Origin of the sequence: Kluyvera georgiana ATCC 51603, assembly GCF_001654985.1 — a bacterium.
Classification (GTDB): domain Bacteria; phylum Pseudomonadota; class Gammaproteobacteria; order Enterobacterales; family Enterobacteriaceae; genus Kluyvera; species Kluyvera georgiana.
This window is the reverse complement of record NZ_LXEU01000081.1, coordinates 39,496-62,914: the sequence shown is the minus strand read 5'-3', so window position 1 is coordinate 62,914 and position 23,419 is coordinate 39,496. Positions and strand designations below refer to the sequence as shown.

Sequence of the window (23,419 nt, the reverse complement as noted above, 5' to 3'; positions counted from 1 at the left end):
CGTAAATGGCTGATACAAAGGCAAAAATCACTCTATCCGGTGATACTGCTATTGAACTTGATGTGCTGAAAGGCACGCTCGGTCAGGATGTTATTGATATCCGTACTCTCGGTTCAAAAGGCATTTTTACTTTTGACCCTGGTTTTACCTCTACCGCATCTTGCGAGTCTAAGATTACTTTTATTGATGGCGACGAAGGGATCCTGCTGCACCGCGGCTTCCCAATCGATCAGTTAGCCACCGAATCTAATTACCTCGAAGTTTGCTACATTCTGCTGTACGGCGAAAAACCGAGCCAGGCCGAATTCGACGAGTTCACCACTACCGTCACTCGCCACACCATGATTCACGAGCAGATCACCCGTCTGTTCCACGCGTTCCGCCGCGACTCTCACCCGATGGCGGTGATGTGCGGGATTACCGGCGCGCTGGCGGCGTTCTATCACGACTCTCTGGACGTGAATAACCCGCGTCATCGTGAAATCGCCGCATTCCGTCTGCTGTCCAAAATGCCGACCATGGCGGCCATGTGTTACAAATATTCGATTGGCCAGCCGTTCATTTATCCGCGTAACGATCTCTCCTATGCCGGTAACTTCCTGCGTATGATGTTCGCAACGCCGTGTGAAGATTACGAAGTGAACCCGGTGCTGGAACGTGCGATGGACCGTATCCTGATCCTGCACGCTGACCACGAACAGAACGCTTCTACCTCCACCGTGCGTACCGCAGGCTCCAGCGGGGCCAACCCGTTTGCCTGTATCGCGGCCGGTATTGCTTCCCTGTGGGGGCCGGCACACGGCGGCGCCAACGAAGCCGCGCTGAAAATGCTGGAAGAAATCAGCTCCGTTGAGCACATTCCAGAATTCGTGCGTCGTGCGAAAGACAAGAATGACTCTTTCCGTCTGATGGGCTTCGGCCACCGCGTGTACAAAAACTACGATCCGCGTGCGACCGTCATGCGCGAAACCTGCCACGAAGTGCTGAAAGAGCTGGGTACCAAAGACGATCTGCTGGAAGTGGCGATGGAGCTGGAGCACATCGCGCTTAACGACCCGTACTTCATCGAGAAGAAACTGTACCCGAACGTCGATTTCTACTCCGGTATCATCCTGAAAGCGATGGGCATTCCGTCCTCCATGTTCACCGTGATCTTCGCGATGGCGCGCACCATCGGCTGGATTGCTCACTGGAACGAAATGCACACCGACGGCATGAAAATCGCGCGTCCGCGTCAGCTGTACACCGGCTACGAGCAGCGCGACTTCAAATCAGACCTCAAGAAGTAATCGAGGGTTTGAGTGTAAAAAAGCGCCTGCGGGCGCTTTTTTTATGGCAGTAACTCCGAAGCCGCTTGCCCATCCCGTAGGCCTGATAAGCAAAGCGCCATCAGGCAATATCAGCGCACATTGCCGGATGGCGGCTACGCCTTATCCGGCCTACTTAACACTGGCACCCCGGACACCAATAAAACGGCCTTGAGGACAGCATCGTCTTCTTAATCACCCCACCGCAGCGCTCGCACGCTTCGCCATCGCGATGAAACACCTTAAAACGGAACAACGCGCCGTGGTGCTTGTTATCATCCACCTGCCCGCGCGTGTTGTAGGAGAGTCGAGGAATATCGAGCAGCGCATGCGACAATGCTCCGAGCTGCTGTTCATCAAGCTGCGAAGCTTTATGGTTCCCGGTTAACCCCACCTGCCAGAGGATCTCAACCCGCAGATAGTTACCAAGCCCCGCGAGAAACGCCTGGTCCAACAACAGGCCGGAGAACTGGCGGTTGCGGAATTTTGCCGACAGCAGCCGCGTTTTTACCGCCTCCGGCGTTAAGGTCATATCAAGTACATCGGGCCCAACGCGCAGCAAAAACGGATGCGTTTTTAACGTTTCCGCCGTCAGCATTTCAATATCGGAAGCGCTGTACAGCAGGATGGCTTTATCCTCCGTTTGTAGCTTCACGCGCAGCATTCGCGTGGTCTGTGGTATTTCGCCGGCCTTCACCACCCGCCATACGCCGTACAGCTGATTATGACTGTAGAGCGTCAGACCGCCTGAAAAATGCGTTAACAGCGCCTTACCGCGTGTTTCTACGCGCATGACGTGTTGCCCAACCAGCTCCGCCGCGTAGGGCGCGAGTTCGGGGAATGCAAACCAGACCTCGGTTAATGTTTTATCTTTTATCGCCGCTTCGAGGCTATCCGCCGCGCGACGGATCTCTGGACCTTCAGGCATGCCCTATCCTTCTGCTAAACCAACATGCAAATATCGTGAGCGCCCTGCTCCGTCGACGCAAGCAGCAATTTCAGCTCCTCAGGAGGCGTAAGGCGGAAAGCCATAGTGACGAAACGGCGATGCCTCGTCTTCCAGAAGAAGTCTGGCCCCCAGAATGCGCTCTTTCGCCACCAGACGGGATAGTAAACTACCCGGCATATTTTTTAGCCCGCAGTCCCACTCCAGATACATCATCAGATATGACGCGGTTAGCTGCTCCCAGGATGAATATTGTTGCTGAATCAACCCTCCGATAATATTTAAAAATGACCTTGCCTCCAGCTCATCAATATATCCCACCGAAAAACCAATTCGCGCCAGCCAGGAGGCTCTGACTAAATCGTATCCGGTAATAGAGCAAGCATCAACATTCTGAAAGGGCAGCCCCTGTTTTTGCAAAAAGGCGATATACCGCTCTTTTGCAGCTATATTTTTCATCGTAATATCCGCACGCGATGTCGCGCGGGTAATTAACTGGCATAATGCTTTACGTAATGCCCGGTCACCGTCAATATTCCACGCGCAGCTCATTAATAAGCGGGCTTCTTTAATGTCGTCTTCGTTACTCAGATCAAGCTGCTCAAGCGAATTCACATAGCTAATGGAAGCATGATGGACGGACGTCTCACCAATCAAATAGAGCGCCTCTGCGCAGGCTGCATGCCTTTCATTGTCGGTTCTGAGGGGGTATGCGGGGTTCGCATTATACAGTTTGCCGATGGCAAACTCCGGCATCTTTTTCTTTGCATGAGCGTTCATAAAATAGCGCGCTATCGCCAGAAGTAACCATGCCATAAGCAGCCCGTTGACGATAAGGTAGAGCGATTTACCTTCAGCCAAAGTTAACTGTCGCTCGATCGTTTCACATGCCAGCAACGCGATAAGTGGGGTCGCTATTTTAAATGCCATTTTACCATCCCTGGATACGTTATCAGACACAAAATATAAGCGAAACCTCAGACCCAGCACCACTCCCGAAGGTTAATCACGGTCCAAATCAGAATAAATAAATAATGAAGTTCTTATATTCAGAATTGAAACATTTAAATTACGAATGAAAAACGGTACAGCCAAATACTGTACCGATTTTATAGCTCAAAAATAGGATTAGCTACCGAGGCTTAACGTGCTCACGACATCAGGCCGGGTTCGGGATGTCCACAAACGAGACATCCAGATCGGTAGTCTCATGGAGCCATTCACTCAGCGCACGGATCCCGCCGCGTTCGGTGGCATGATGCCCTGCAGCATAGAAATGTAGCCCCTGTTCACGCGCCGAATGGATAGTCTGTTCCGAGACTTCGCCAGTAATAAATGCGTCGACGCCAAAGCGCGCCGCGCTATCGATAAAGCCCTGGCCGCCGCCTGTACACCAGGCCACGCGCGAGACTTTATCCGGCCCGGTATCACCGCTCCACAGCGGTTTACGCCCCAGACGCGCTTCGATCCAGGAGGCCAGCTCAAGACCGGACACCGGCATCGACAATTCACCCCACGGCACCAGCGGTTCGATTTCTCCCAGGACGTTTATCCCCAACAACTGTGCCAGCTGGATGTTGTTGCCCAGCTCCGGATGCGCATCCAGCGGCAGGTGCCAACCGTAGAGATTAATGTCATTTGTCAGCAGCGCCTTCAGGCGATTGCGTTTCATGCCGCGCACGACCGGCGACTCCCCTTTCCAGAAATAGCCGTGATGGACAATCACCGCGTCGGCCTGCTGGCGAATGGCTTCATCAATCAGCGCCTGACTGGCGGTGACGCCAGTAATAATCTTCTGCACCGTTTCACGCCCCTCAACCTGCAGGCCGTTAGGCGCATAATCGCTAAAGGCGGCACTATTGAGTTTCTCGTTAATCAGTTGTTCTAGCTCGGTATTTTTCATCGTCGCTCCCTTAGCCGTTGATGCTGTTAAGCAGAATAAAATAGCGCCCTCGTGCGGCAACGTCGATACACAATTCCTTACCTCTGCCGTGTGACCGCTTAACTACGCGAAAAAAATGCGTAAATAACACGATATGCCTCTTTTTATGTGATGGACTTCATGTATATTTATGCAACCATACCGCATATTACAAAGATAATACGCTTTTCTACGTATTATTACATAAATGAAACAAAGCCTTACGCAGCATGCCGTTGCCGGGTTTCGAGGTCAAATGTGCAATGAATAAATCACAATCGCAGCCTAAGGCGATTTACTACGTCGTCGCTCTGCAAATCTGGGAATACTTCAGCTTCTATGGCATGCGCGCGCTGCTGATTCTGTATCTCACCAACCAGCTGAAATACAACGACACCCACGCCTACGAACTGTTCAGCGCCTATTGTTCGCTGGTGTACGTCACGCCCATCCTCGGTGGCTATCTGGCGGATAAAGTGCTCGGCAACCGCGTGGCGGTCATGCTCGGCGCACTGCTGATGGTCGTCGGCCATATGGTGCTTGGCGCCAGCGAAATCGCGCCGATGTTCCTCTACCTGTCGCTGGCAATTATCGTCTGCGGCTATGGGCTGTTTAAGTCCAACGTCAGCTGCCTACTGGGCGAACTGTACGAACCGGCCGATCCACGTCGCGACGGCGGCTTCTCGCTGATGTACGCAGCGGGTAACGTCGGTTCGATCATCGCACCCATCGCCTGCGGTTTCGCGCAAGAGCAGTATAGCTGGGCAATGGGCTTTACGCTGGCAGCCGTCGGCATGCTGGCCGGGCTGGTCATCTTCATCAGCGGTCGTCGCCATTTTGCCCACACCCGTGGGGTAAACAAAGAGGTGCTGTGCGCCCGCAATTTCCTGCTGCCGAACTGGGGCTGGCTGCTGGTGCTGCTGGTGGTTGCGCCGCTGTTTATCACCGTCCTGTTCTGGCAGGAGTGGTCGGTGTACGCGTTGATTGCCGCATCGGTAATTGGCCTGGTGGTGCTGGCGAAAATTTATCGCCGTGCGGAAACCGCCGAGCAGCGTAAAGATCTCCGTCTGATTGTGGTTCTGACTTTCTTCAGCCTGCTGTTCTGGGCATTTGCCCAGCAGGGCGGCAGTTCAATCAGTCTGTATATCGACCGTTTTGTAAACCGTGACGTGCTGGGCTATGAAGTGCCTACCGCCATGTTCCAGTCGGTCAACGCCTTTGCGGTCATGCTGTGCGGCGTGGTGCTGGCGTGGCTGATTAAAGAACAGGTCACCAATAACCGCGATCTGCGCATCTGGGGCAAATACGCGCTGGGTCTGGGTCTGATGAGCGCGGGGTTCTGTATTCTGACCCTGAGCGCCCGCTGGTCAGCCACCTACGGCCACTCCTCCATGCCGCTGATGCTGCTGGGGCTGTCGGTGATGGGCTTTGCCGAACTGTTTATCGACCCTGTCGCCATGTCGCAAATCACCCGTATCCAGATTCCGGGCGTCACCGGCGTGCTGACCGGTATCTACATGCTGCTTTCCGGCGCGGTAGCAAACTACGTGGCGGGTATTATTGCCGACCAGACGTCGCAGGCATCGTTTGATTCAGCGGGCGCGGCGGACTACTCGATTAACGCCTACATCGACGTGTTCAGCCAAATCACCTGGGGCGCGCTGGCCTGCGTTGGCGTAGTGCTGGTTATCTGGCTGTATCACACGGTGAAAGTGCGTAGCCGTCGCCTCGCGGTTGACGTCTAACCTACTCTGACGAGGCCGGAATATTCAGGCCTCGCTTTTTTTCGCCGCTTCATAAGCGGCTAACGTCGCCACCCTCGCCTGCGCGTGATCGACTATCGGCCGCGGATACGCCAGCGTGCGCCCCTGTTTATCTGCCCATTCCCAAGGCTGATGAATCGCCTTCTCGGGTACTGCCGCCAGTTCCGGCAGCCAGCGGCGAATAAATTCACCGCTTTTATCAAAACGCTCCCCCTGAGTGGTCGGATTGAAAATGCGAAAATAAGGCGCGGCGTCCGTACCGGTTGACGCGGCCCACTGCCAGCCGCCGTTGTTCGCGGCCAGACAGCCATCCACCAGCTGCGACATAAAATAACGCTCACCCTCTCGCCAATCGATCAGCAGATCTTTTACCAGGAAACTGGCGACGATCATTCTCAGGCGATTATGCATCCAGCCGGTTTCATTAAGCTGGCGCATCGCAGCATCGACAATCGGGTAGCCGGTCTCGCCTTTCTGCCAGGCAATCAGCGCCTTCTGCGCCGGGTTCCAGCGCACGCGATCGGTCCACGCGATAAACGGCCTGTGCTTGCATAAGGCCGGGTAGTAAGAGAGCAGATGGCGGTAAAACTCGCGCCAGATAAGCTCATTCAGCCAGACGCTCCCCGCGCCGCCGTTTAGCGCCTCGGGCTGTTCTGCCAACAGGCGATGCAGACACTGGCGCGGCGAAAGCACGCCGACGGCGAGGCAGGCCGACAAACGGCTGGTTCCCTCAATAGCCGGGAAATCGCGCTGGGTTTCGTACTCTGCCGCCTGCTGCTGGCAAAATTGGCGCAACTGCGCAATGGCCGCCTTTTCATCGGCGGGAAACAGCATCGCGTCGAACGGCTGCTGAGGATAGGTAAAATTGAGCGTTTCCCCTGCCGTCACCGTGGGCGCATCGCGTCGCTCCGGCGCGCGGACGCACTCCGGCATATGCGCCTGCAGGCGTCGTAACCAGGCATTTTTATACGGTGTAAACACTTTGTACATTTCCTGGCTACCGGTCATGACCGCGCCGGGCGCCAGGATAACGCTGTCATCAAAACCCTGGCAAACCGTGTTGGTAAGCCGGCGCTCTACGGCAGCATCACGCTGGCGCTCGTTAAATTCATACTGATAGTTGTAAAAAAGATGCGTTACTCCATGAGTCTGGCAAACGTCGTGCACCACCTCGACGCTGGCCGCAAAATCGGCCACTTCATGAAACACCAGCGGGATATTTTTCTTTGCCAGCGCCTGGCGGAGCGCGTTCAACTGCGCGGCAATATAGGCCGCCTGACGGGGAGCCATGGCATGCGCAGCCCACTGCTGAGGCGTGGCGATAAACAACGCCAGCACCTGCGCACGCGGATCGCGGCAGGCGGCGGCAAGGGCGAGGTTGTCATGCAGGCGTAAATCGGCGCGGAACCAGACCAGATGAGTGGACATAAAAACCCTGAATATATTTAACTAATACATTCATATTACACCAATTATTTCACCACACGCGGCTGGCCCGGCAACACAAGGCGAAAAAAAACCGCCCCATATAGCAGGAGCGGTTTGTCTCGTTCATTTACGCCACAACATTAATAAAAGTCGCAGGCGGCCTCTTCAGCTTGTTCCATCCATACCGGTTTCTCACTGGTTTTCGACCAGACGCGGTGCAGATAGCTATAGAAACGGGCGCGGTCTTTCCAGAACAGCATCACCGGCAGTGCAACAATCCCCGCCACCACGGCGAAAATACGGCGCATTAATATGATGTGTGCAGGATATTTTTTATACAGTTCCATATTCTCTCCCCTAAGTTGGCCGGCAACGCTCGCCGGAAAATGAAGCTCAGTAATCTGACTAAAAGAGTACCGCTTTTTGTGTAATTTTACTACTCATCCGACCACTAATTTAAGGCCGTTTTAGCTTTATTTACATTCAAAACGTAATTCAGTTACACGATTGTTAAATTAATACTAACCATTAGTTAAATTGTGGTCTTATCCATTTTTATACTTTTTTTACACCTCGCCCGGCGATTTTTGCGAAATCTTTGCACCCAAAATCCTACGCTTACCGGCATAACTCAACCATCCGGAGGTGGATTGTGACTACAGGCGTAATAGCCGGCGTGGTGCTGGTGTTCCTGTTACTGGCGTATCTGGTTTATGCCCTTTTGAAGGCGGAGGCGCTGTGATGGCTGCTCAGGGATTTTTACTCATTGCCAGCTTCCTGCTGGTGCTGTTTATTCTCGCTCGCCCACTCGGCAAAATGCTGGCGACAATGATCGGCAACGTGCCGCTGCCGGGCCTGGCGCGTGTGGAAAACGGGCTGTGGCGCATACTCGGGATTTCCGGTCAGGAGATGAGCTGGGGGCGTTATGCTATCGCTATTTTGCTGCTCAACCTGTGCGGCCTGTTGGTCCTGTTCGCGATGCTGATGCTACAAGGCTATCTGCCGCTGAACCCGCAGCAGTTACCGGGACTCTCCTGGCATCTGGCGCTCAATACCGCCGTCAGCTTTGTCAGTAATACCAACTGGCAGTCCTACAGCGCCGAAACAACCCTGAGCTACTTTAGCCAGATGGCTGGGCTGACGGTGCAGAACTTCCTTTCCGCGGCCACCGGTATTGCCGTGCTGTTTGCGCTGGTGCGCGCTTTTGCTCGTCACAACGTCAGCACGCTGGGCAACGCATGGGTCGATATCACCCGCATTACCCTGTGGCTGCTGCTACCGATTTCGCTGGTCCTGGCCCTGTTCTTTATTCAGCAAGGCGCGTTGCAGAACCTCCTGCCCTATCAGCCCTTTACCACGCTGGAAGGCGCGCATCAGCTCCTGCCAATGGGGCCAGTCGCTTCGCAGGAAGCGATCAAAATGCTGGGTACCAACGGCGGCGGTTTCTTTAACGCCAACTCCTCACATCCGTTTGAGAACCCCACAGCGTTGACCAACTTCGTGCAGATGCTGGCGATCTTCCTGATCCCGGCAGCGCTGTGCTTCGCCTTCGGCGAGGCGGTGAGCGATAACCGTCAGGGCCGGGCGATCTTATGGGCCATGACGATCATCTTCGTGGTCTGCGTGGCGGTGGTGATGTGGGCGGAAACTCGCGGTAACCCGCATCTACTGGCCTTTGGCGCGGACAGCAGCATCAACATGGAAGGGAAAGAGAGCCGCTTCGGCATCCTCGCCAGCAGCCTGTACGCGGTGGTGACCACGGCAGCCTCCTGCGGGGCGGTTAACGCCATGCATGACTCCTTTACCGCGCTGGGCGGCATGATCCCGCTTTGGCTGATGCAGATTGGCGAAGTGGTCTTCGGCGGCGTCGGATCGGGCCTGTACGGCATGCTACTGTTCGTGCTGCTGGCCGTGTTTATCGCCGGGCTGATGATTGGCCGCACACCGGAGTATCTCGGCAAAAAAATCGACGTGCCGGAGATGAAAATGACGGCGTTAGCGATTCTGGTCACCCCAACGCTGGTGTTGCTGGGTACGGCGCTGGCGATGATGACCGACGCTGGCCGCAGCGCGATGGCCAACCCCGGCTCGCACGGTTTTAGCGAAGTGCTCTATGCCGTCTCTTCCGCCGCCAACAACAACGGTAGCGCCTTCGCCGGCCTGAGCGCCAATACGCCGTTCTGGAACTGCCTGCTGGCGGTGTGCATGTTCGTCGGCCGCTTCGGCGTCATCATCCCGGTGATGGCGATTGCCGGTTCGCTGGTGAATAAAAAGATCCAGCCCGCAACGCCGGGGACGCTTGCCACCCACGACGCACTGTTTATTGGCCTGCTGATTGGCACCGTGCTGCTGGTTGGCGCCCTGACCTTTATTCCCGCTCTGGCGATTGGCCCGGTAGCGGAACATCTTTCCCTGTTTTGAGTGATGCGGAGCTATTGGTTATGAGTCGTAAACAACTGGGCCTGTTTGAACCGTCGCTGGTTCGCCAGGCGCTGATCGACGCCGTGAAGAAACTCAGCCCTACCGTCCAGTGGCGCAATCCGGTGATGTTTATCGTCTGGATTGGTAGCGTGCTGACCAGCGCGCTGGCCGTTGCCATGGCCGTGGGCGCTCTGCCGGGTAACGTGGGTTTCAGCAGCGCTATCGCGCTGTGGCTGTGGTTTACCGTACTGTTCGCCAACTTTGCCGAAGCCATGGCGGAGGGCCGCAGCAAGGCGCAGGCCAACAGCCTCAAAGGGGTAAAGAAAACCGCTTTTGCCCGCAAACTGCGCGAAGCCCGCTACGGTGCGGAAATGGATCATATTCCGGCCGATGATCTGCGCAAAGGCGACGTGGTGCTGGTGGAAGCCGGCGACATTATCCCCTGTGATGGCGAAGTGATTGAGGGCGGCGCGTCGGTGGATGAAAGCGCCATTACCGGGGAATCCGCGCCGGTCATTCGTGAATCCGGCGGCGACTTCGCCTCGGTAACCGGCGGGACGCGCATACTCTCCGACTGGCTGGTGGTACGCTGTAGCGTTAACCCGGGTGAGACCTTCCTCGACCGCATGATCGCCATGGTCGAAGGCGCCCAGCGACGTAAAACGCCAAATGAAATCGCGCTGACGATTCTGCTGGTGGCGCTGACGATTGTCTTCTTGCTGGCAACGGCAACCATCTGGCCGTTTTCCGCCTGGAGCGGCGCGCCCATTAGCGTCACCGTCCTGGTCGCCCTGCTGGTGTGCCTGATTCCCACCACCATCGGCGGCCTGCTGTCGGCCATCGGCGTGGCGGGGATGAGCCGCATGCTCGGCGCAAACGTGATCGCCACCAGCGGCCGCGCGGTAGAAGCGGCGGGCGATGTTGACGTGCTGCTGCTGGATAAGACCGGCACCATTACCCTGGGGAACCGTCAGGCCTCGCAGTTCCTGCCGGCTCAGGGTGTGGACGAGAAAACGCTGGCCGATGCCGCGCAGCTCTCGTCACTTGCCGATGAAACGCCGGAAGGCCGCAGCATCGTGGTGCTGGCAAAGCAGCGCTTTAACCTGCGCGAACGTGACGTCCAGGCGCTACACGCCACCTTCGTGCCGTTTACCGCCCAAAGCCGAATGAGCGGAATTAATATTGACAACCGCATGATCCGTAAAGGTTCGGTCGATGCTATTCGCCGCCATATTGAGAGCAACGGCGGTCATTTCCCGCTGGATGTCGAGCAAAAGGTCGAAAGTGTTGCCAGTCTGGGCGCGACGCCGCTGGTGGTGGCCGAAGGCGCGCGGGTGCTTGGGGTCATCGCGCTGAAAGATATCGTCAAAGGCGGCATTAAAGAGCGCTTTTCCCAGCTGCGCAAAATGGGCATTAAAACGGTAATGATCACCGGCGACAACCGGCTGACCGCCGCCGCCATCGCTGCCGAAGCGGGCGTTGATGACTTCCTCGCCGAAGCCACGCCGGAAGCCAAACTGGCGTTGATTCGTCAGTATCAGTCCGAAGGCCGGATGGTGGCGATGACCGGCGACGGTACCAACGACGCTCCCGCGCTGGCACAGGCCGACGTGGCGGTCGCGATGAACTCGGGAACGCAGGCGGCGAAGGAAGCGGGCAACATGGTGGATCTGGACTCTAACCCGACCAAGCTGATTGAGGTGGTGCATATCGGTAAACAGATGCTGATGACGCGCGGCTCGCTGACCACGTTCAGTATCGCTAACGACGTGGCGAAATATTTCGCCATTATCCCGGCAGCCTTTGCCGCCACCTGGCCGCAGCTGGGCGTGCTCAACATTATGCACCTGCACTCACCGAACTCGGCCATTCTCAGCGCGGTGATTTTTAACGCGCTTATCATCGTCTTCCTGCTGCCGCTGGCGCTGAAAGGCGTGAGCTACCGCCCGCTGTCGGCATCGGCGATGCTGCGCCGCAACCTGTGGATTTACGGCGCGGGCGGGCTGGTGGTGCCGTTTATCGGTATTAAAGTGATTGATTTACTGTTAACCCTGCTGGGTCTGGTGTGAGGAAATAACCATGTCTGCATTACGTCCTGCCATTGTCATTTTTCTATTCCTGGCGGTCATTACCGGCGGCGTCTATCCGCTGCTGACCACCGCGCTGGGGCAGTGGTTGTTCCATACTCAGGCTAACGGTTCGCTGATTTTTGAAAACCATGAAATTCGCGGATCGCAGCTTATCGGCCAGAATTTTAGCGATCCTGGCTATTTCCAGGGGCGTCCATCCGCCACCGCCGACGCGCCGGATAACCCAATGGCCTCCGGCGGCAGCAACCTGGCGGGCAGCAACCCGGCGCTGGATAAGCTGTTTACGGACCGCATTGCCGCGCTGCGCGCCGCTAACCCGGACGCCAGCCGCACGGTACCGGTTGAGCTGGTGGCCGCTTCCGCCAGCGGTCTGGATGCCAACCTGTCCCCTGCCGCCGCGCTGTGGCAGGTGCCACGTATCGCCAAAGCGCGCGGACTCTCGCCGCAATGGTTAACGCAACAGGTGCAGGCGGCAACCCATACGCCGCTGCTCGGCTTTCTCGGCCAACCTGTGGTAAATATTATTGAGTTGAATATGGCGCTGGATGCCCACAAGGATAATTGATGATGACCGACGAGCCGCTGCGTCCGAACCCGGATCGCCTGCTGGAACAAACCGCCGACGCGCACCGCGGAAAGCTGAAGATATTCTTCGGCGCCTGCGCCGGGGTAGGTAAAACCTGGGCGATGCTGGCAGAGGCGCAGCGGCTGCGTGCGCAGGGGTTAGACGTGCTGGCGGGCGTGGTAGAAACGCATGGCCGCAAAGAGACCGCTGCAATGCTGAATGGCCTGAGCATTTTGCCGCCAAAGCGTACCGCCTACCGCGGCCGCTACGTGACGGAGTTTGACCTGGATGCCGCCCTCGCCCGTCGCCCGGCGCTGGTGTTAATGGACGAACTGGCCCACAGCAACGCGCCCGGCTCCCGCCATCCCAAACGCTGGCAGGACATCGACGAACTGCTGGAGGCGGGCATCGACGTTTTCACCACCGTCAACGTCCAGCATCTGGAGAGCCTGAACGATGTCGTCAGCGGCGTCACCGGCATTCAGGTGCGGGAAACCGTGCCCGATCCCTTTTTTGACGCTGCTGATGAAGTCGTACTGGTGGATCTGCCGCCGGACGACCTCCGTCAGCGCCTGAACGAAGGCAAAGTTTATCTGGCCGGCCAGGCCGAACGCGCGATCGAGAATTTCTTTCGCAAAGGTAACCTGATCGCCCTGCGCGAACTGGCCCTGCGCCGTACCGCCGAGCGTGTGGACGATCAAATGCGCGCCTGGCGAGACGGTCAGGGGCAGGAAAAAGTGTGGCATACCCAGGACGCGATCCTGCTGTGTATTGGCCATCATGCCGGTAGCGAAAAGCTGGTGCGCACCGCCGCGCGTCTGGCCGCCCGTCTGGGCAGCGTCTGGCACGCCGTTTACGTTGAAACCCCTACGCTACACCGTCTGCCCGAACCGCAGCGCCGCGCCATTCTTAACGCACTGCGACTGGCGCAGGAGCTGGGCGCAGAGACCGCGACGCTGTCGGATCCGTCCGAGGAAGCGGCGGTGATCCGCTATGCCCGCGAACACAATCTGGGCAAAATTGTCATTGGCCGTCAGCAGAAGCGTCGCTGGTGGCGCGGTGAGCGTTTCGGCGACCGGCTGACTCGCCACGCGCCGGAACTGGACCTGCTGGTGATAGGCGTTGATGAGCCCCCCCTGCCGCTGCCCGAGCGCTCAAGCGACCGCCGCCCGTTTATCGACAAATGGCGCGTGCAGATCCGGGGCTGCCTGGTGGCGCTCGCGCTGTGCGCCGCCATTACCCTGGTCGCCGCTCAGTGGCTAATGACGTTTGACGCCGCCAACCTGGTCATGCTCTATCTGCTGGGGGTAGTGATCGTCGCGTTGTTCTATGGCCGCTGGCCGTCGGTGCTGGCAACGGTGATCAACGTGGTCAGTTTTGATCTCTTCTTTATTGCTCCACGCGGCACGCTCGCCGTCTCCGACGTCCAGTACCTGCTCACCTTCGGCGTGATGCTCACCGTCGGCCTGGTTATCGGTAATCTGACCGCTGGCGTACGCTATCAGGCGCGTGTGGCCCGCTATCGCGAACAACGAACGCGTCACCTGTATGAAATGTCGAAAACACTCGCGGTGGGCCGCAACGCCCACGATATCGCCCTCACCTGCGAGCAATATATTCGCTCGACCTTCCACGCCCGCAGCCAGGTGCTGCTGCCGGACGAAAACGGGAAGCTGGCGGCGCTGAATCATCAGGAAGGTATGACGCCCTGGGATGAAGCCATCGCCCACTGGAGTTTTGACAAAGGGCTGCCCGCCGGGGCAGGAACCGACACGCTACCCGGCGTCCCCTATCTGATTCTGCCGCTGCGCAGCGCGGATAAAACCCACGGACTGGTCGTCGTCGAGCCCAATAATCTGCGTCAGTTGATGGTACCGGAGCAGCAGCGGCTGCTGGAAACCTTTACCCTGCTGGTCTCCAGCGCACTGGAGCGGCTGGCGCTGACGGCAAGCGAAGAGCAATCAAGGCTTATCAGCGAACGCGAAAGCCTGCGTAACTCGCTGCTCGCCGCGCTGTCGCACGACCTGCGCACACCGCTGACCGTACTGTTCGGCCAGGCCGAAATTCTGACGCTCGATCTCGCCAGCAGCGGTTCGCCCTACGCGCCACAGGCGAACGAAATTCGCCAGCACGTGCTCAACACCACACGTCTGGTAAACAATCTGCTGGATATGGCGCGGATTCAGTCCGGTGGCTTTAACCTTAATAAAGAGTGGCTGACGCTTGAAGAGGTGATAGGCAGCGCGCTGCGTACGCTGGAGCCCACGCTTGGCGGGCGGCAAATCACCCTCGCCTTGCCCGATCCGCTGATGCTGGTGCACCTCGACGGTCCGCTGTTTGAGCGAGTGCTTAACAACCTGCTGGAAAACGCCGTGAAGTATGCAGGCAGCGAGGCACAAATCGGTATTCGCGCGGCGACGGAAAATAACCACCTGCTGTTGGACGTTTGGGACAGTGGGCCGGGCATTCCTGGCGGACAGGAGCAGCATATCTTTGCCAAATTTGCCCGCGGCCACAAAGAGTCAGCGATTCCCGGCGTGGGGCTAGGGCTGGCCATTTGTCAGGCTATCGTCGAAATTCACGGCGGGACGCTCTCTGTCAGTAACAGCCCGGAAGGTGGCGCCTGTTTTCGTGTTACACTTCCACTGGAAAAACCGCCAGAACTTGAAGAGGGATACGAAGAGCTGTGACCAGCGTTCTGATTGTTGAAGACGAACACGCCATTCGCCGTTTTCTGCGTACCGCACTGGAAGCTGAAGACCTGCGCGTTTTTGATGCCGAAACCCTCCAGCGCGGGTTACTGGAAGCGGCGACGCGTAAACCAGATCTGGTAATCCTCGATCTCGGCCTACCTGACGGCGATGGTCTCGATTTTATTCGCGATATCCGCCAGTGGAGCCCGGTGCCGATTATTGTGCTGTCGGCGCGCAGTGAAGAGAGCGATAAGATAGCGGCGCTGGACGCCGGTGCCGACGATTATCTGAGTAAACCGTTTGGTATCGGCGAGCTACAGGCGCGCTTACGCGTCGCGCTACGTCGCCATGCCGGTGCCCAGCCCAATGAACCCGTCGTCTCCTTTGCGAATATCACCGTTGACCTCGCCTCACGGCGAATTACCCGTGGCAGCGAAGAAATTCATCTCACCCCGATTGAATTCCGCCTGCTGGCTGTACTGCTGAATAACGCCGGTAAAGTGCTCACCCAACGCCAGCTCCTCAGTCAGGTATGGGGGCCCAATGCCGTAGAGCATAGTCACTATTTGCGCATTTATATGGGACATCTTCGCCAGAAGCTGGAAATAGATCCCGCGCGTCCTCAGCATTTATTAACCGAAACTGGAATTGGCTATCGTTTCATGTTGTGAATAGTTATTCATATTTACAACATAGCCAGCTTTTATTTTTATCAGAAACAACTCAATCTGAAAAATATTAAAATACGGTTTTAAAACCTTTTCAAATATATAATCAACACAATTTATTTACATTACTTAAACAATCCAGCATTTTATCCTAGCTCGTCGCTCATCAATAATGAATAATTTTATAAATGATCTCTCATTGTTGATCATTCTCACAGTTTTAAGTCTATCCGGAGATAAAATGACCTCGCTTTAAGATATTCATCGGAGGTCTACGAAATGGAAAACAATAACCGATTGATGCCCCACATAAGGCGGACAACGCATATTATGATGTTTGCCCACCGTAATAGTTTCGACTTTCACTTCTTTAACGCCCGATAAGTCTCCCGACTTCGGGTGCCTCGCAGTTATTTCTTGCTAATACAGGCCTTTGCCTGCTGCCAGCACTCGCTCTGACAAACCTGTTTCTGCCGGCCACCGGACCGGTTGGGTTTGCCACATTCTGAAAAAAGCAATGTCCTGATTTAATCATCAGCGGGATCGTATTGCTTTTTATCCGGCGATATCAATTTCTCCATCGAGAAATTGAGGGACTACTATTATCTAAAATAACGAGTCGAAAAATGTCTGAATTAAAAATTGCCGTAAGCCGTTCATGCCCTGACTGCTTTACTACCCAGCGTAGTATTATCAATACCTGCGACACCCACTTTATTGATGTCGCGGCGGCCGTATTATCTATTGAAGATGTGGAATGCGGTAAACTCGATGAAATAGATGCGACGGGTTATAACCTGCCGGTATTTATTGCTATTAATAAAGATCAGATCGTTCCGGCTGAATATCTTGCCCGCATTCAAGGGGTATTCGAGCACGATGAAACCCGCAACGATTTCTATGGCCGTCAGCTGGAGGCCGCCGCCCACAAGTACGAAGTCAACCTGCGCCCGCCGTTCTTCAGTGCGCTGGTGGATTATGTCGCCCAGGGCAACAGTGCCTTTGATTGCCCGGGGCATCAGGGCGGTGAATTCTTCCGTCGCCATCCGGCAGGGAACCAGTTTGTCGAGTATTTTGGCGAAACGCTTTTCCGCTCCGACCTGTGCAACGCCGACGTGGCAATGGGTGACCTGTTAATTCACGAAGGCGCGCCGTGCATCGCTCAGCAGCACGCGGCGAAAGTGTTTAACGCCGACAAAACCTACTTCGTGCTCAACGGCACCTCCTCCTCCAACAAAGTGGTGCTCAACGCGCTGCTGACTCCGGGAGATTTAGTGCTGTTTGACCGTAATAACCACAAATCCAACCACCACGGCGCGCTGTTGCAGGCTGGTGCCACACCGGTCTACCTGGAAACCGCACGTAACCCGTACGGCTTTATCGGCGGCATCGACGCCCACTGCTTCGAAGAAGGCTATCTGCGTGAGTTGGTGGCAGAAGTGGCGCCAAACCGCGCACGTAACGAACGCCCATTCCGTCTGGCGGTCATCCAGCTTGGCACCTACGACGGCACGATTTATAACGCCCGTCAGGTGGTGGATAAAATCGGTCATCTGTGCGACTACATCCTGTTCGACTCCGCGTGGGTAGGTTACGAACAGTTCATTCCGATGATGGCCGACTGCTCGCCGCTACTGCTGGAGCTGAATGAAAACGACCCGGGGATTCTGGTGACCCAGTCGGTGCATAAACAGCAGGCCGGTTTCTCGCAGACTTCACAGATCCATAAAAAAGATAGTCATATCAAAGGTCAACAGCGCTATGTGCCGCATAAACGTCTCAACAACGCCTTTATGATGCACGCGTCCACCAGCCCGTTCTACCCGCTGTTTGCCGCGCTGGACGTCAACGCGCGGATGCACGAAGGACAAGCGGGCCGCAATATGTGGATGGACTGCGTCTCGAACGGCATCGAAGCGCGTAAGCTGATTCTGGATAACTGCCACCACATTCGTCCGTTTGTCCCCGCCGAGATTGACGGTAAACCGTGGCAATCCTGGCCGACCGAGCAGATTGCCAATGACCTGCGCTTCTTCCACTTCGTCCCGGGCGAACGCTGGCACGGCTTCGAAGGCTACGCGGAGCATCAGTACTTCGTTGACCCGTGCAAACTGCTGCTGACCACCCCAGGCATTGACGCTAATGGCGAGTACGACACCTTTGGCGTGCCGGCCACCATTCTCGCCAACTACCTGCGTGAACACGGCGTGGTACCGGAAAAATGCGACCTCAACTCAATCCTGTTCCTGCTCACCCCGGCAGAAGATATGGCCAAGCTGCAACAGTTGGTGGCGCTGCTGGTGCGCTTCGAAACGCTGTTGGAATCTGACGCGCCGCTGCAGGAGGTGCTGCCGTCGCTCTACGGTCAGCATAAAGATCGTTACGCCGGTTACACCCTGCGCCAGCTGTGCCAGGAAATGCACAACCTTTATGCCCGCCACAACGTCAAACAGCTGCAAAAAGAGATGTTCCGCAAATCGCACTTCCCGCGCGTCAGCATGAACCCGCAGGAAGCGAACTTTGCCTACATCCGCGGCGAGGTCGATCTGGTGCCGCTGTCGATGGCGGAAGGCAAAATCGCCGCCGAAGGCGCCCTGCCGTATCCTCCTGGCGTGCTGTGCGTTGTCCCGGGTGAAATCTGGGGGGATTCCGTTCTGCGCTACTTCAAAGCGCTGGAAGAAGGCATCAACCTGCTGCCGGGATTTGCGCCAGAACTGCAAGGGGTTTACATCCAGGAACATGACGGTCGCAAAGAAGTGTGGTGCAACGTGATTAAACCTCAGCAGCCGCTGCCAGCGATGCTGAAAGGGGAGAAATTATGAGCAAAGCCAACAACAAAATGGGTGTTGTTCAGCTCACCATCCTGACGATGGTGAACATGATGGGCTCCGGTATCATCATGCTGCCCACCAAGCTCGCTGAAGTCGGCACCATTTCCATTATCTCCTGGCTGGTCACCGCCGTCGGTTCTATGGCGCTGGCCTGGGCCTTCGCTAAATGCGGGATGTTCAGTAAAAAATCCGGCGGCATGGGCGGCTATGCAGAGTATGCCTTTGGTAAGTCGGGCAACTTTATGGCCAACTATACCTATGGGGTATCGCTGCTGATTGCCAACGTCGCGATCGCAATTTCGGCGGTGGGTTATGGCACCGAGCTTTTCGGTGCCGCACTGAGCCCCGTGCAAATTGGGCTCGCCACCATCGGCGTGCTGTGGATCTGTACCGTTGCCAACTTCGGCGGCGCGCGCATTACCGGACAGATCAGCAGCATCACGGTATGGGGCGTCATTATCCCGGTGGTAGGTCTGTGCGTGATTGGCTGGTTCTGGTTCAGCCCGACGATGTACGTCGAGTCCTGGAACCCGCATCACGTGCCGTTCTTTAGCGCGGTCGGTTCATCCATCGCCATGACGCTGTGGGCCTTCCTCGGTCTGGAATCCGCCTGCGCCAACGCTGAAGTGGTGGAAAACCCGGAACGTAACGTACCGATCGCCGTGCTCGGCGGGACGCTGGGGGCGGCGGTGATTTACATCGTTTCCACCAACGTGATTGCCGGGATTGTGCCGAATATGGACCTGGCTAATTCAACCGCCCCGTTCGGCCTGGCCTTCGCGCAAATGTTCACGCCGGAAGTCGGTAAAGTGATCATGGCGCTGATGGTCATGTCCTGCTGCGGCTCGCTGCTCGGCTGGCAGTTCACTATCGCCCAGGTATTCAAATCCTCGGCGGATGAAGGCTACTTCCCGAAAGTGTTCTCTCAGGTTAGCAAGGCGGATGCGCCGGTTAAGGGGATGCTGGTGATCGTGGTGATTCAGTCCGGGCTGTCGCTGATGACCATCAGCCCGTCGCTGAATAATCAGTTCAACGTGCTGGTGAACCTGGCGGTGGTGACCAACATTATTCCGTACATCCTGTCGATGGCGGCACTGGTCATTATCCAGCGTATGGCTAACGTGCCGATGAATAAAGCGCGCATCGCCAACTTCGTGGCCTTTATTGGTGCGATGTACAGCTTCTATGCGCTCTACTCTTCCGGTGAAGAAGCGATGCTGTACGGTTCCATCATGACGTTCCTCGGCTGGACGCTGTACGGGCTGGTCTCACCGCGGTTTGAATTGAAGAATAAGCACGGTTAAGTCTGTGCCGATGTTGCCGGATGGCGCTTCGCTTATCCGGCCTACAACGACCACGATTATTGGTTGTGTGTCGCCCCGGCAAGGCATTTATGCCGGCCCCGTAGCAGCACGGAGCCAATAAAAAAGGGAGCCATTTGGCTCCCTTTTTCTTACTCGTGCAATCAGGCGTTTTTCAGCACTTCGCTAACAATCTCTACCGCTTCTTTCTCAATCTGCTGACGATGCTCAGCGCCGAGGAAGCTTTCGCAGTAAATTTTGTACGCATCTTCCGTACCGGACGGACGGGCAGCAAACCAGCCGTTATCGGTCATCACTTTCAGACCGCCGATAGACGCGCCGTTACCCGGCGCAGCGGTCAGGCGCGCGGTAATCGGGTCGCCGGCCAGGGTACTGGCGCTGACCATCTCAGGAGAAAGCTTAGACAACGCCGCTTTCTGTGCGGAAGTCGCGCCCGCCTGCAGACGGTTATAGCTTGGCGCGCCGAAACGTGCAGCCAGCTCGTTGTAGTGTTCCTGCGGATTCTTACCGGTAACGGCGGTGATTTCTGCCGCCAGCAGGCACATGATGATCCCGTCTTTATCGGTCGACCACGGCGTACCGTCGAAGCGCAGGAAGGAAGCGCCCGCGCTCTCTTCACCGCCAAAGCCAAAGCTACCGTCGAACAGGCCATCAACAAACCATTTAAAGCCGACCGGCACTTCCACCAGCTTACGGCCCAGCTCGTTCACCACGCGGTCAATCATTGCGGAAGAGACCAGGGTTTTGCCCACGGCAACCTCTTTGCCCCACTGCGGACGATGCTGGAACAGGTAGTTGATCGCCACCGCCAAATAATGGTTCGGGTTCATCAGCCCGGCCGGGGTGACAATACCGTGACGGTCGTAGTCAGGATCGTTGGCAAAGGCCAGATCGAACTTGTCACGCAGCGCCAGCAGGCCCGCCATCGCGCACTCGGAGGAGCAGTCCATACGGATTGCGCCATCTTTATCGAGGTGCATAAAGCGGAAAGTCTGGTCAACGTGATCGTTAACGATGGTCAGGTTCAGGTTGTAGTGCTTAGCGATACGTTTCCAGTATTCAATACCGGAGCCGCCCAGCGGATCAACGCCCAGCGTCAAACCGGCTTTCTGGATCGCCGCCATATCGACGATATCCGCCAGCCCTTCAATGAACGGCTGCACCAGATCCACTTCCTTCACATGACCCGAAGCCAGCGCCGCATCATAAGAGATACGCTTCACGCCGTTCAGATCGGCGGCCAACAGCGCGTTCGCGCGGTCTTCAACCACTTTGGTGACGTTGGTATCAGCCGGGCCGCCGTTTGGCGGGTTGTACTTGATACCACCGTCTTCCGGCGGGTTGTGAGACGGCGTAATCACAATGCCATCGGCCAGCGGGCCGCCTTTCTTGTTGTGCACCAGGATAGCGTTGGAAACCGCCGGCGTCGGCGTGAAACCATTGTTTTCCTGCACAATCACATCTACGCCATTCGCCGCTAACACTTCAAGCACGGAGATGAACGCAGGCTCAGAAAGCGCGTGCGTATCTTTTCCGACGTAGCATGGGCCCGAAATTCCGTTTTTCGCGCGCTCTTCAGCAATCGCCTGAGCAATGGCCAAAATATGCTTTTCATTGAAGCTGTGACGACCTGCGCTACCGCGGTGACCGGAAGTCCCGAATTTCACCGCGTGTTCCGCATTGCTCACGTCCGGCTGCAGCACGTAGTACTGGGCCGTCAGTTGAGCGACGTTGATCAAATCACTCTGCTGTGCGGGTTGACCCGCACGGGTATGGTTTGCCATTGCCTGGTCCTTCTTATGCAAGGGTTAGATTGTCAGTATTAGATGGTACCGCAAACCTTCTCAATCAATTCCGCCGGGAATTGCATTGACTGCATGATGTGCTCGACCATGCTGCATTTACGGCCCGTATTGGTGTTGGTAATGACCCAGTATGGCGTATCCGGAACCTGTTTGGGTTTCGTCTGGTTGCCGTTTTTCAGCAGCGTTTGCTCATCGGCGGCAAAGTAGACGCGGGTACGGCCATGCAGGGATTCGGTTGCCTCAGCAAACGCATTGTTGTCCAGAGAGTACAGCGTGGTCAGCACCAGCATGAAGCGGTTTACCGCTTTCTTCTGCTCTGCATACTCATCGGAGAGCAGCAGTTCGCGCATGGCACGGACTTTATCTTTGGCGGTTTTAACCGTTTTCACCTCAGCAACGGGAGCAGCAGCGGGCGCCGGAGCGGCAACCGGTTCTGCTTTGACGACCGGCGCGGCAGCAACGGCTGTCGGCTGGGAAGCGGCGGAGAATTTCAGCATACGCCGTAAAATGTCGGACGCGCTCTCGCCAATGCGCAGAGTGTGGGCTGCAATATAGCGATAGAGCTCGTCATCAACTTCGATCGTTTTCATCTTAATCCGGTGCGATAATTTTTCTGAATACAATTCATTGGGATTATAAAGTCAAAACCCAACAGCGGGTAGCGCCAAACCAGGGGCATGGCAAAATTCGGATGAGTTCCTCACTTGCCCCTGAGCGTTAGAATGTTGAACATGATACCCTAACCCGACAATGCGAAAAAAAGAACTTTGCTATGAAATTGAATTTCCGAGCGCAATCTGCACAAAACCTGCACAATAATTCCCCCATCGTTCTGGTCCACGGTCTGTTTGGCAGCCTGGATAACCTGGGCATTCTGGCCCGTGACCTGCTTGCCGATCACGATGTCATTCAGGTCGACATGCGTAACCACGGTTTGTCGCCGCGTTCCGACGACATGAGCTATCCGGCCATGGCGCAGGATCTGCTCGATACTCTTGACGCCAACCAGATTGAGAAAGCCACGTTTATCGGCCATTCAATGGGCGGTAAAGCGGTGATGGCGCTGACCGCGTTGGCCCCGGAGCGCATCGACCGCCTGGTGGCTATCGATATTGCGCCGGTGGATTACCACGTGCGCCGTCATGATGAGATTTTTGCCGCGATTAATGCCGTCACCAGCGCGGGCGTCGCCACGCGCCAGCAGGCAGCCACGGTGATGCGCGAGTATCTGCATGAAGAAGGCGTGATTCAGTTTTTGCTGAAGTCATTTGTTGACGGCGCCTGGCGCTTTAACGTGCCGGTATTGTGGGAGCAATATCCTCACATCGTCGGCTGGGAAACCATTCCCGCCTGGGAACACCCTGCGCTGTTTATTCCCGGCGGTAACTCACCGTATGTCACCGAAGCCTATCGTGACGATCTGCTGGCGCAGTTCCCGCAGGCGAAAGCGCACGTGATTGCCGGTGCGGGTCACTGGGTTCACGCCGAAAAACCGGACGCCGTGTTGCGCGCCATTCGCCGCTATCTCGCCGAGTGATTAAAAATGCATCGACCGCGCGCCATAATGGCCGTGGTCGTTGGCGTGCGGGTTCCACTGTTGTATGATTGCGCGCTGTCTGCGCCGGGCACCGTCCGGTAGCTTGTTTCCCCGAAGTCACT

The 23,419-nt window shown here is 56.4% G+C and carries 19 protein-coding genes; 12 read left to right on the top strand and 7 right to left on the bottom strand.

Going from position 1 to position 23,419, the window contains the following annotated elements; genetic code table 11:
- The first annotated feature begins 5 nt into the window (after positions 1-5).
- Positions 6-1,289: a citrate synthase gene (gene gltA, locus M989_RS20355; RefSeq protein ID WP_064548326.1), complete on the top strand. Its 1,284-nt coding sequence runs from the start codon at positions 6-8 to the stop codon at positions 1,287-1,289.
- A 154-nt stretch (positions 1,290-1,443) separates the two neighbouring features.
- Here gltA and nei read toward each other — a convergent pair whose 3' ends face one another.
- From nei to M989_RS20340, 3 genes are all read right to left on the bottom strand, one after another.
- Positions 1,444-2,235 (bottom strand): endonuclease VIII, encoded by a 792-nt coding sequence (gene nei / locus M989_RS20350; RefSeq protein WP_064548324.1) that lies wholly within the window; start codon positions 2,233-2,235, stop codon positions 1,444-1,446.
- Between the two features lie 78 nt (positions 2,236-2,313).
- On the bottom strand, positions 2,314-3,183 hold the full coding sequence (locus M989_RS20345) for a DUF1266 domain-containing protein (RefSeq protein WP_064548322.1): 870 nt from the start codon (positions 3,181-3,183) through the stop codon (positions 2,314-2,316).
- A gap of 229 nt (positions 3,184-3,412) precedes the next feature.
- Positions 3,413-4,156, bottom strand: coding sequence for a type 2 GTP cyclohydrolase I (locus M989_RS20340; protein WP_064548320.1), 744 nt, complete (start codon positions 4,154-4,156; stop codon positions 3,413-3,415).
- Between the two features lie 281 nt (positions 4,157-4,437).
- Between M989_RS20340 and dtpD the strand changes: the two genes are divergently transcribed.
- Positions 4,438-5,919: a dipeptide permease DtpD gene (dtpD, locus tag M989_RS20335; RefSeq protein WP_064548415.1), complete on the top strand. Its 1,482-nt coding sequence runs from the start codon at positions 4,438-4,440 to the stop codon at positions 5,917-5,919.
- Positions 5,920-5,943: 24 nt separating this feature from the next.
- Here dtpD and phrB read toward each other — a convergent pair whose 3' ends face one another.
- Both phrB and M989_RS20325 read right to left on the bottom strand, forming a co-directional pair.
- Positions 5,944-7,365 carry a deoxyribodipyrimidine photo-lyase gene (phrB, locus tag M989_RS20330; protein WP_064548318.1) on the bottom strand — a complete coding sequence of 474 codons (1,422 nt, stop codon included), beginning with the start codon at positions 7,363-7,365 and terminating at the stop codon, positions 5,944-5,946.
- A gap of 140 nt (positions 7,366-7,505) precedes the next feature.
- Positions 7,506-7,712 (bottom strand): YbfA family protein, encoded by a 207-nt coding sequence (locus tag M989_RS20325; protein ID WP_064548316.1) that lies wholly within the window; start codon positions 7,710-7,712, stop codon positions 7,506-7,508.
- Positions 7,713-8,017: 305 nt separating this feature from the next.
- Between M989_RS20325 and kdpF the strand changes: the two genes are divergently transcribed.
- From kdpF to potE, 9 genes are all read left to right on the top strand, one after another.
- On the top strand, positions 8,018-8,107 hold the full coding sequence (kdpF, locus tag M989_RS25330; protein WP_077625464.1) for a K(+)-transporting ATPase subunit F: 90 nt from the start codon (positions 8,018-8,020) through the stop codon (positions 8,105-8,107).
- Positions 8,107-9,786 carry a potassium-transporting ATPase subunit KdpA gene (gene kdpA, locus M989_RS20315; protein WP_064548315.1) on the top strand — a complete coding sequence of 560 codons (1,680 nt, stop codon included), beginning with the start codon at positions 8,107-8,109 and terminating at the stop codon, positions 9,784-9,786. Before kdpF ends, kdpA begins: the two co-directional genes overlap by 1 nt.
- Positions 9,787-9,806: 20 nt before the next feature.
- A complete protein-coding gene (gene kdpB, locus M989_RS20310) occupies positions 9,807-11,855 on the top strand; it encodes a potassium-transporting ATPase subunit KdpB (protein WP_064548313.1) in 2,049 nt (682 codons plus the stop codon).
- A 10-nt stretch (positions 11,856-11,865) separates the two neighbouring features.
- Complete coding sequence (gene kdpC / locus M989_RS20305) at positions 11,866-12,441, top strand: potassium-transporting ATPase subunit KdpC (RefSeq protein WP_064548311.1); 576 nt, start codon at positions 11,866-11,868, stop codon at positions 12,439-12,441.
- Positions 12,442-12,443: 2 nt separating this feature from the next.
- Positions 12,444-15,131, top strand: coding sequence for a two-component system sensor histidine kinase KdpD (gene kdpD / locus M989_RS20300; protein ID WP_064548413.1), 2,688 nt, complete (start codon positions 12,444-12,446; stop codon positions 15,129-15,131).
- On the top strand, positions 15,128-15,805 hold the full coding sequence (gene kdpE / locus M989_RS20295) for a two-component system response regulator KdpE (RefSeq protein ID WP_064548309.1): 678 nt from the start codon (positions 15,128-15,130) through the stop codon (positions 15,803-15,805). The genes kdpD and kdpE overlap by 4 nt, the downstream gene beginning before the upstream one ends.
- A 276-nt stretch (positions 15,806-16,081) precedes the next feature.
- Positions 16,082-16,186: a leader peptide SpeFL gene (gene speFL, locus M989_RS25710; protein WP_106875989.1), complete on the top strand. Its 105-nt coding sequence runs from the start codon at positions 16,082-16,084 to the stop codon at positions 16,184-16,186.
- A 242-nt stretch (positions 16,187-16,428) separates the two neighbouring features.
- Complete coding sequence (gene speF / locus M989_RS20290; protein ID WP_064548306.1) at positions 16,429-18,624, top strand: ornithine decarboxylase SpeF; 2,196 nt, start codon at positions 16,429-16,431, stop codon at positions 18,622-18,624.
- On the top strand, positions 18,621-19,937 hold the full coding sequence (gene potE, locus M989_RS20285) for a putrescine-ornithine antiporter (protein WP_064548305.1): 1,317 nt from the start codon (positions 18,621-18,623) through the stop codon (positions 19,935-19,937). Before speF ends, potE begins: the two co-directional genes overlap by 4 nt.
- A 161-nt stretch (positions 19,938-20,098) precedes the next feature.
- Here potE and pgm read toward each other — a convergent pair whose 3' ends face one another.
- Positions 20,099-21,739, bottom strand: a complete 1,641-nt coding sequence (gene pgm, locus M989_RS20280; protein ID WP_064548302.1) for a phosphoglucomutase (alpha-D-glucose-1,6-bisphosphate-dependent) — start codon at positions 21,737-21,739, stop codon at positions 20,099-20,101.
- 38 nt (positions 21,740-21,777) lie between these two features.
- The gene (gene seqA, locus M989_RS20275; RefSeq protein WP_064548300.1) at positions 21,778-22,350 is read right to left on the bottom strand and encodes a replication initiation negative regulator SeqA; all 573 of its coding nucleotides are present in this window, start codon (positions 22,348-22,350) and stop codon (positions 21,778-21,780) included.
- Between the two features lie 182 nt (positions 22,351-22,532).
- On the opposite strand from seqA, the gene ybfF reads away from it, so the two are divergent.
- Complete coding sequence (gene ybfF, locus M989_RS20270; protein WP_064548298.1) at positions 22,533-23,297, top strand: esterase; 765 nt, start codon at positions 22,533-22,535, stop codon at positions 23,295-23,297.
- Positions 23,298-23,419 lie beyond the last annotated feature (122 nt).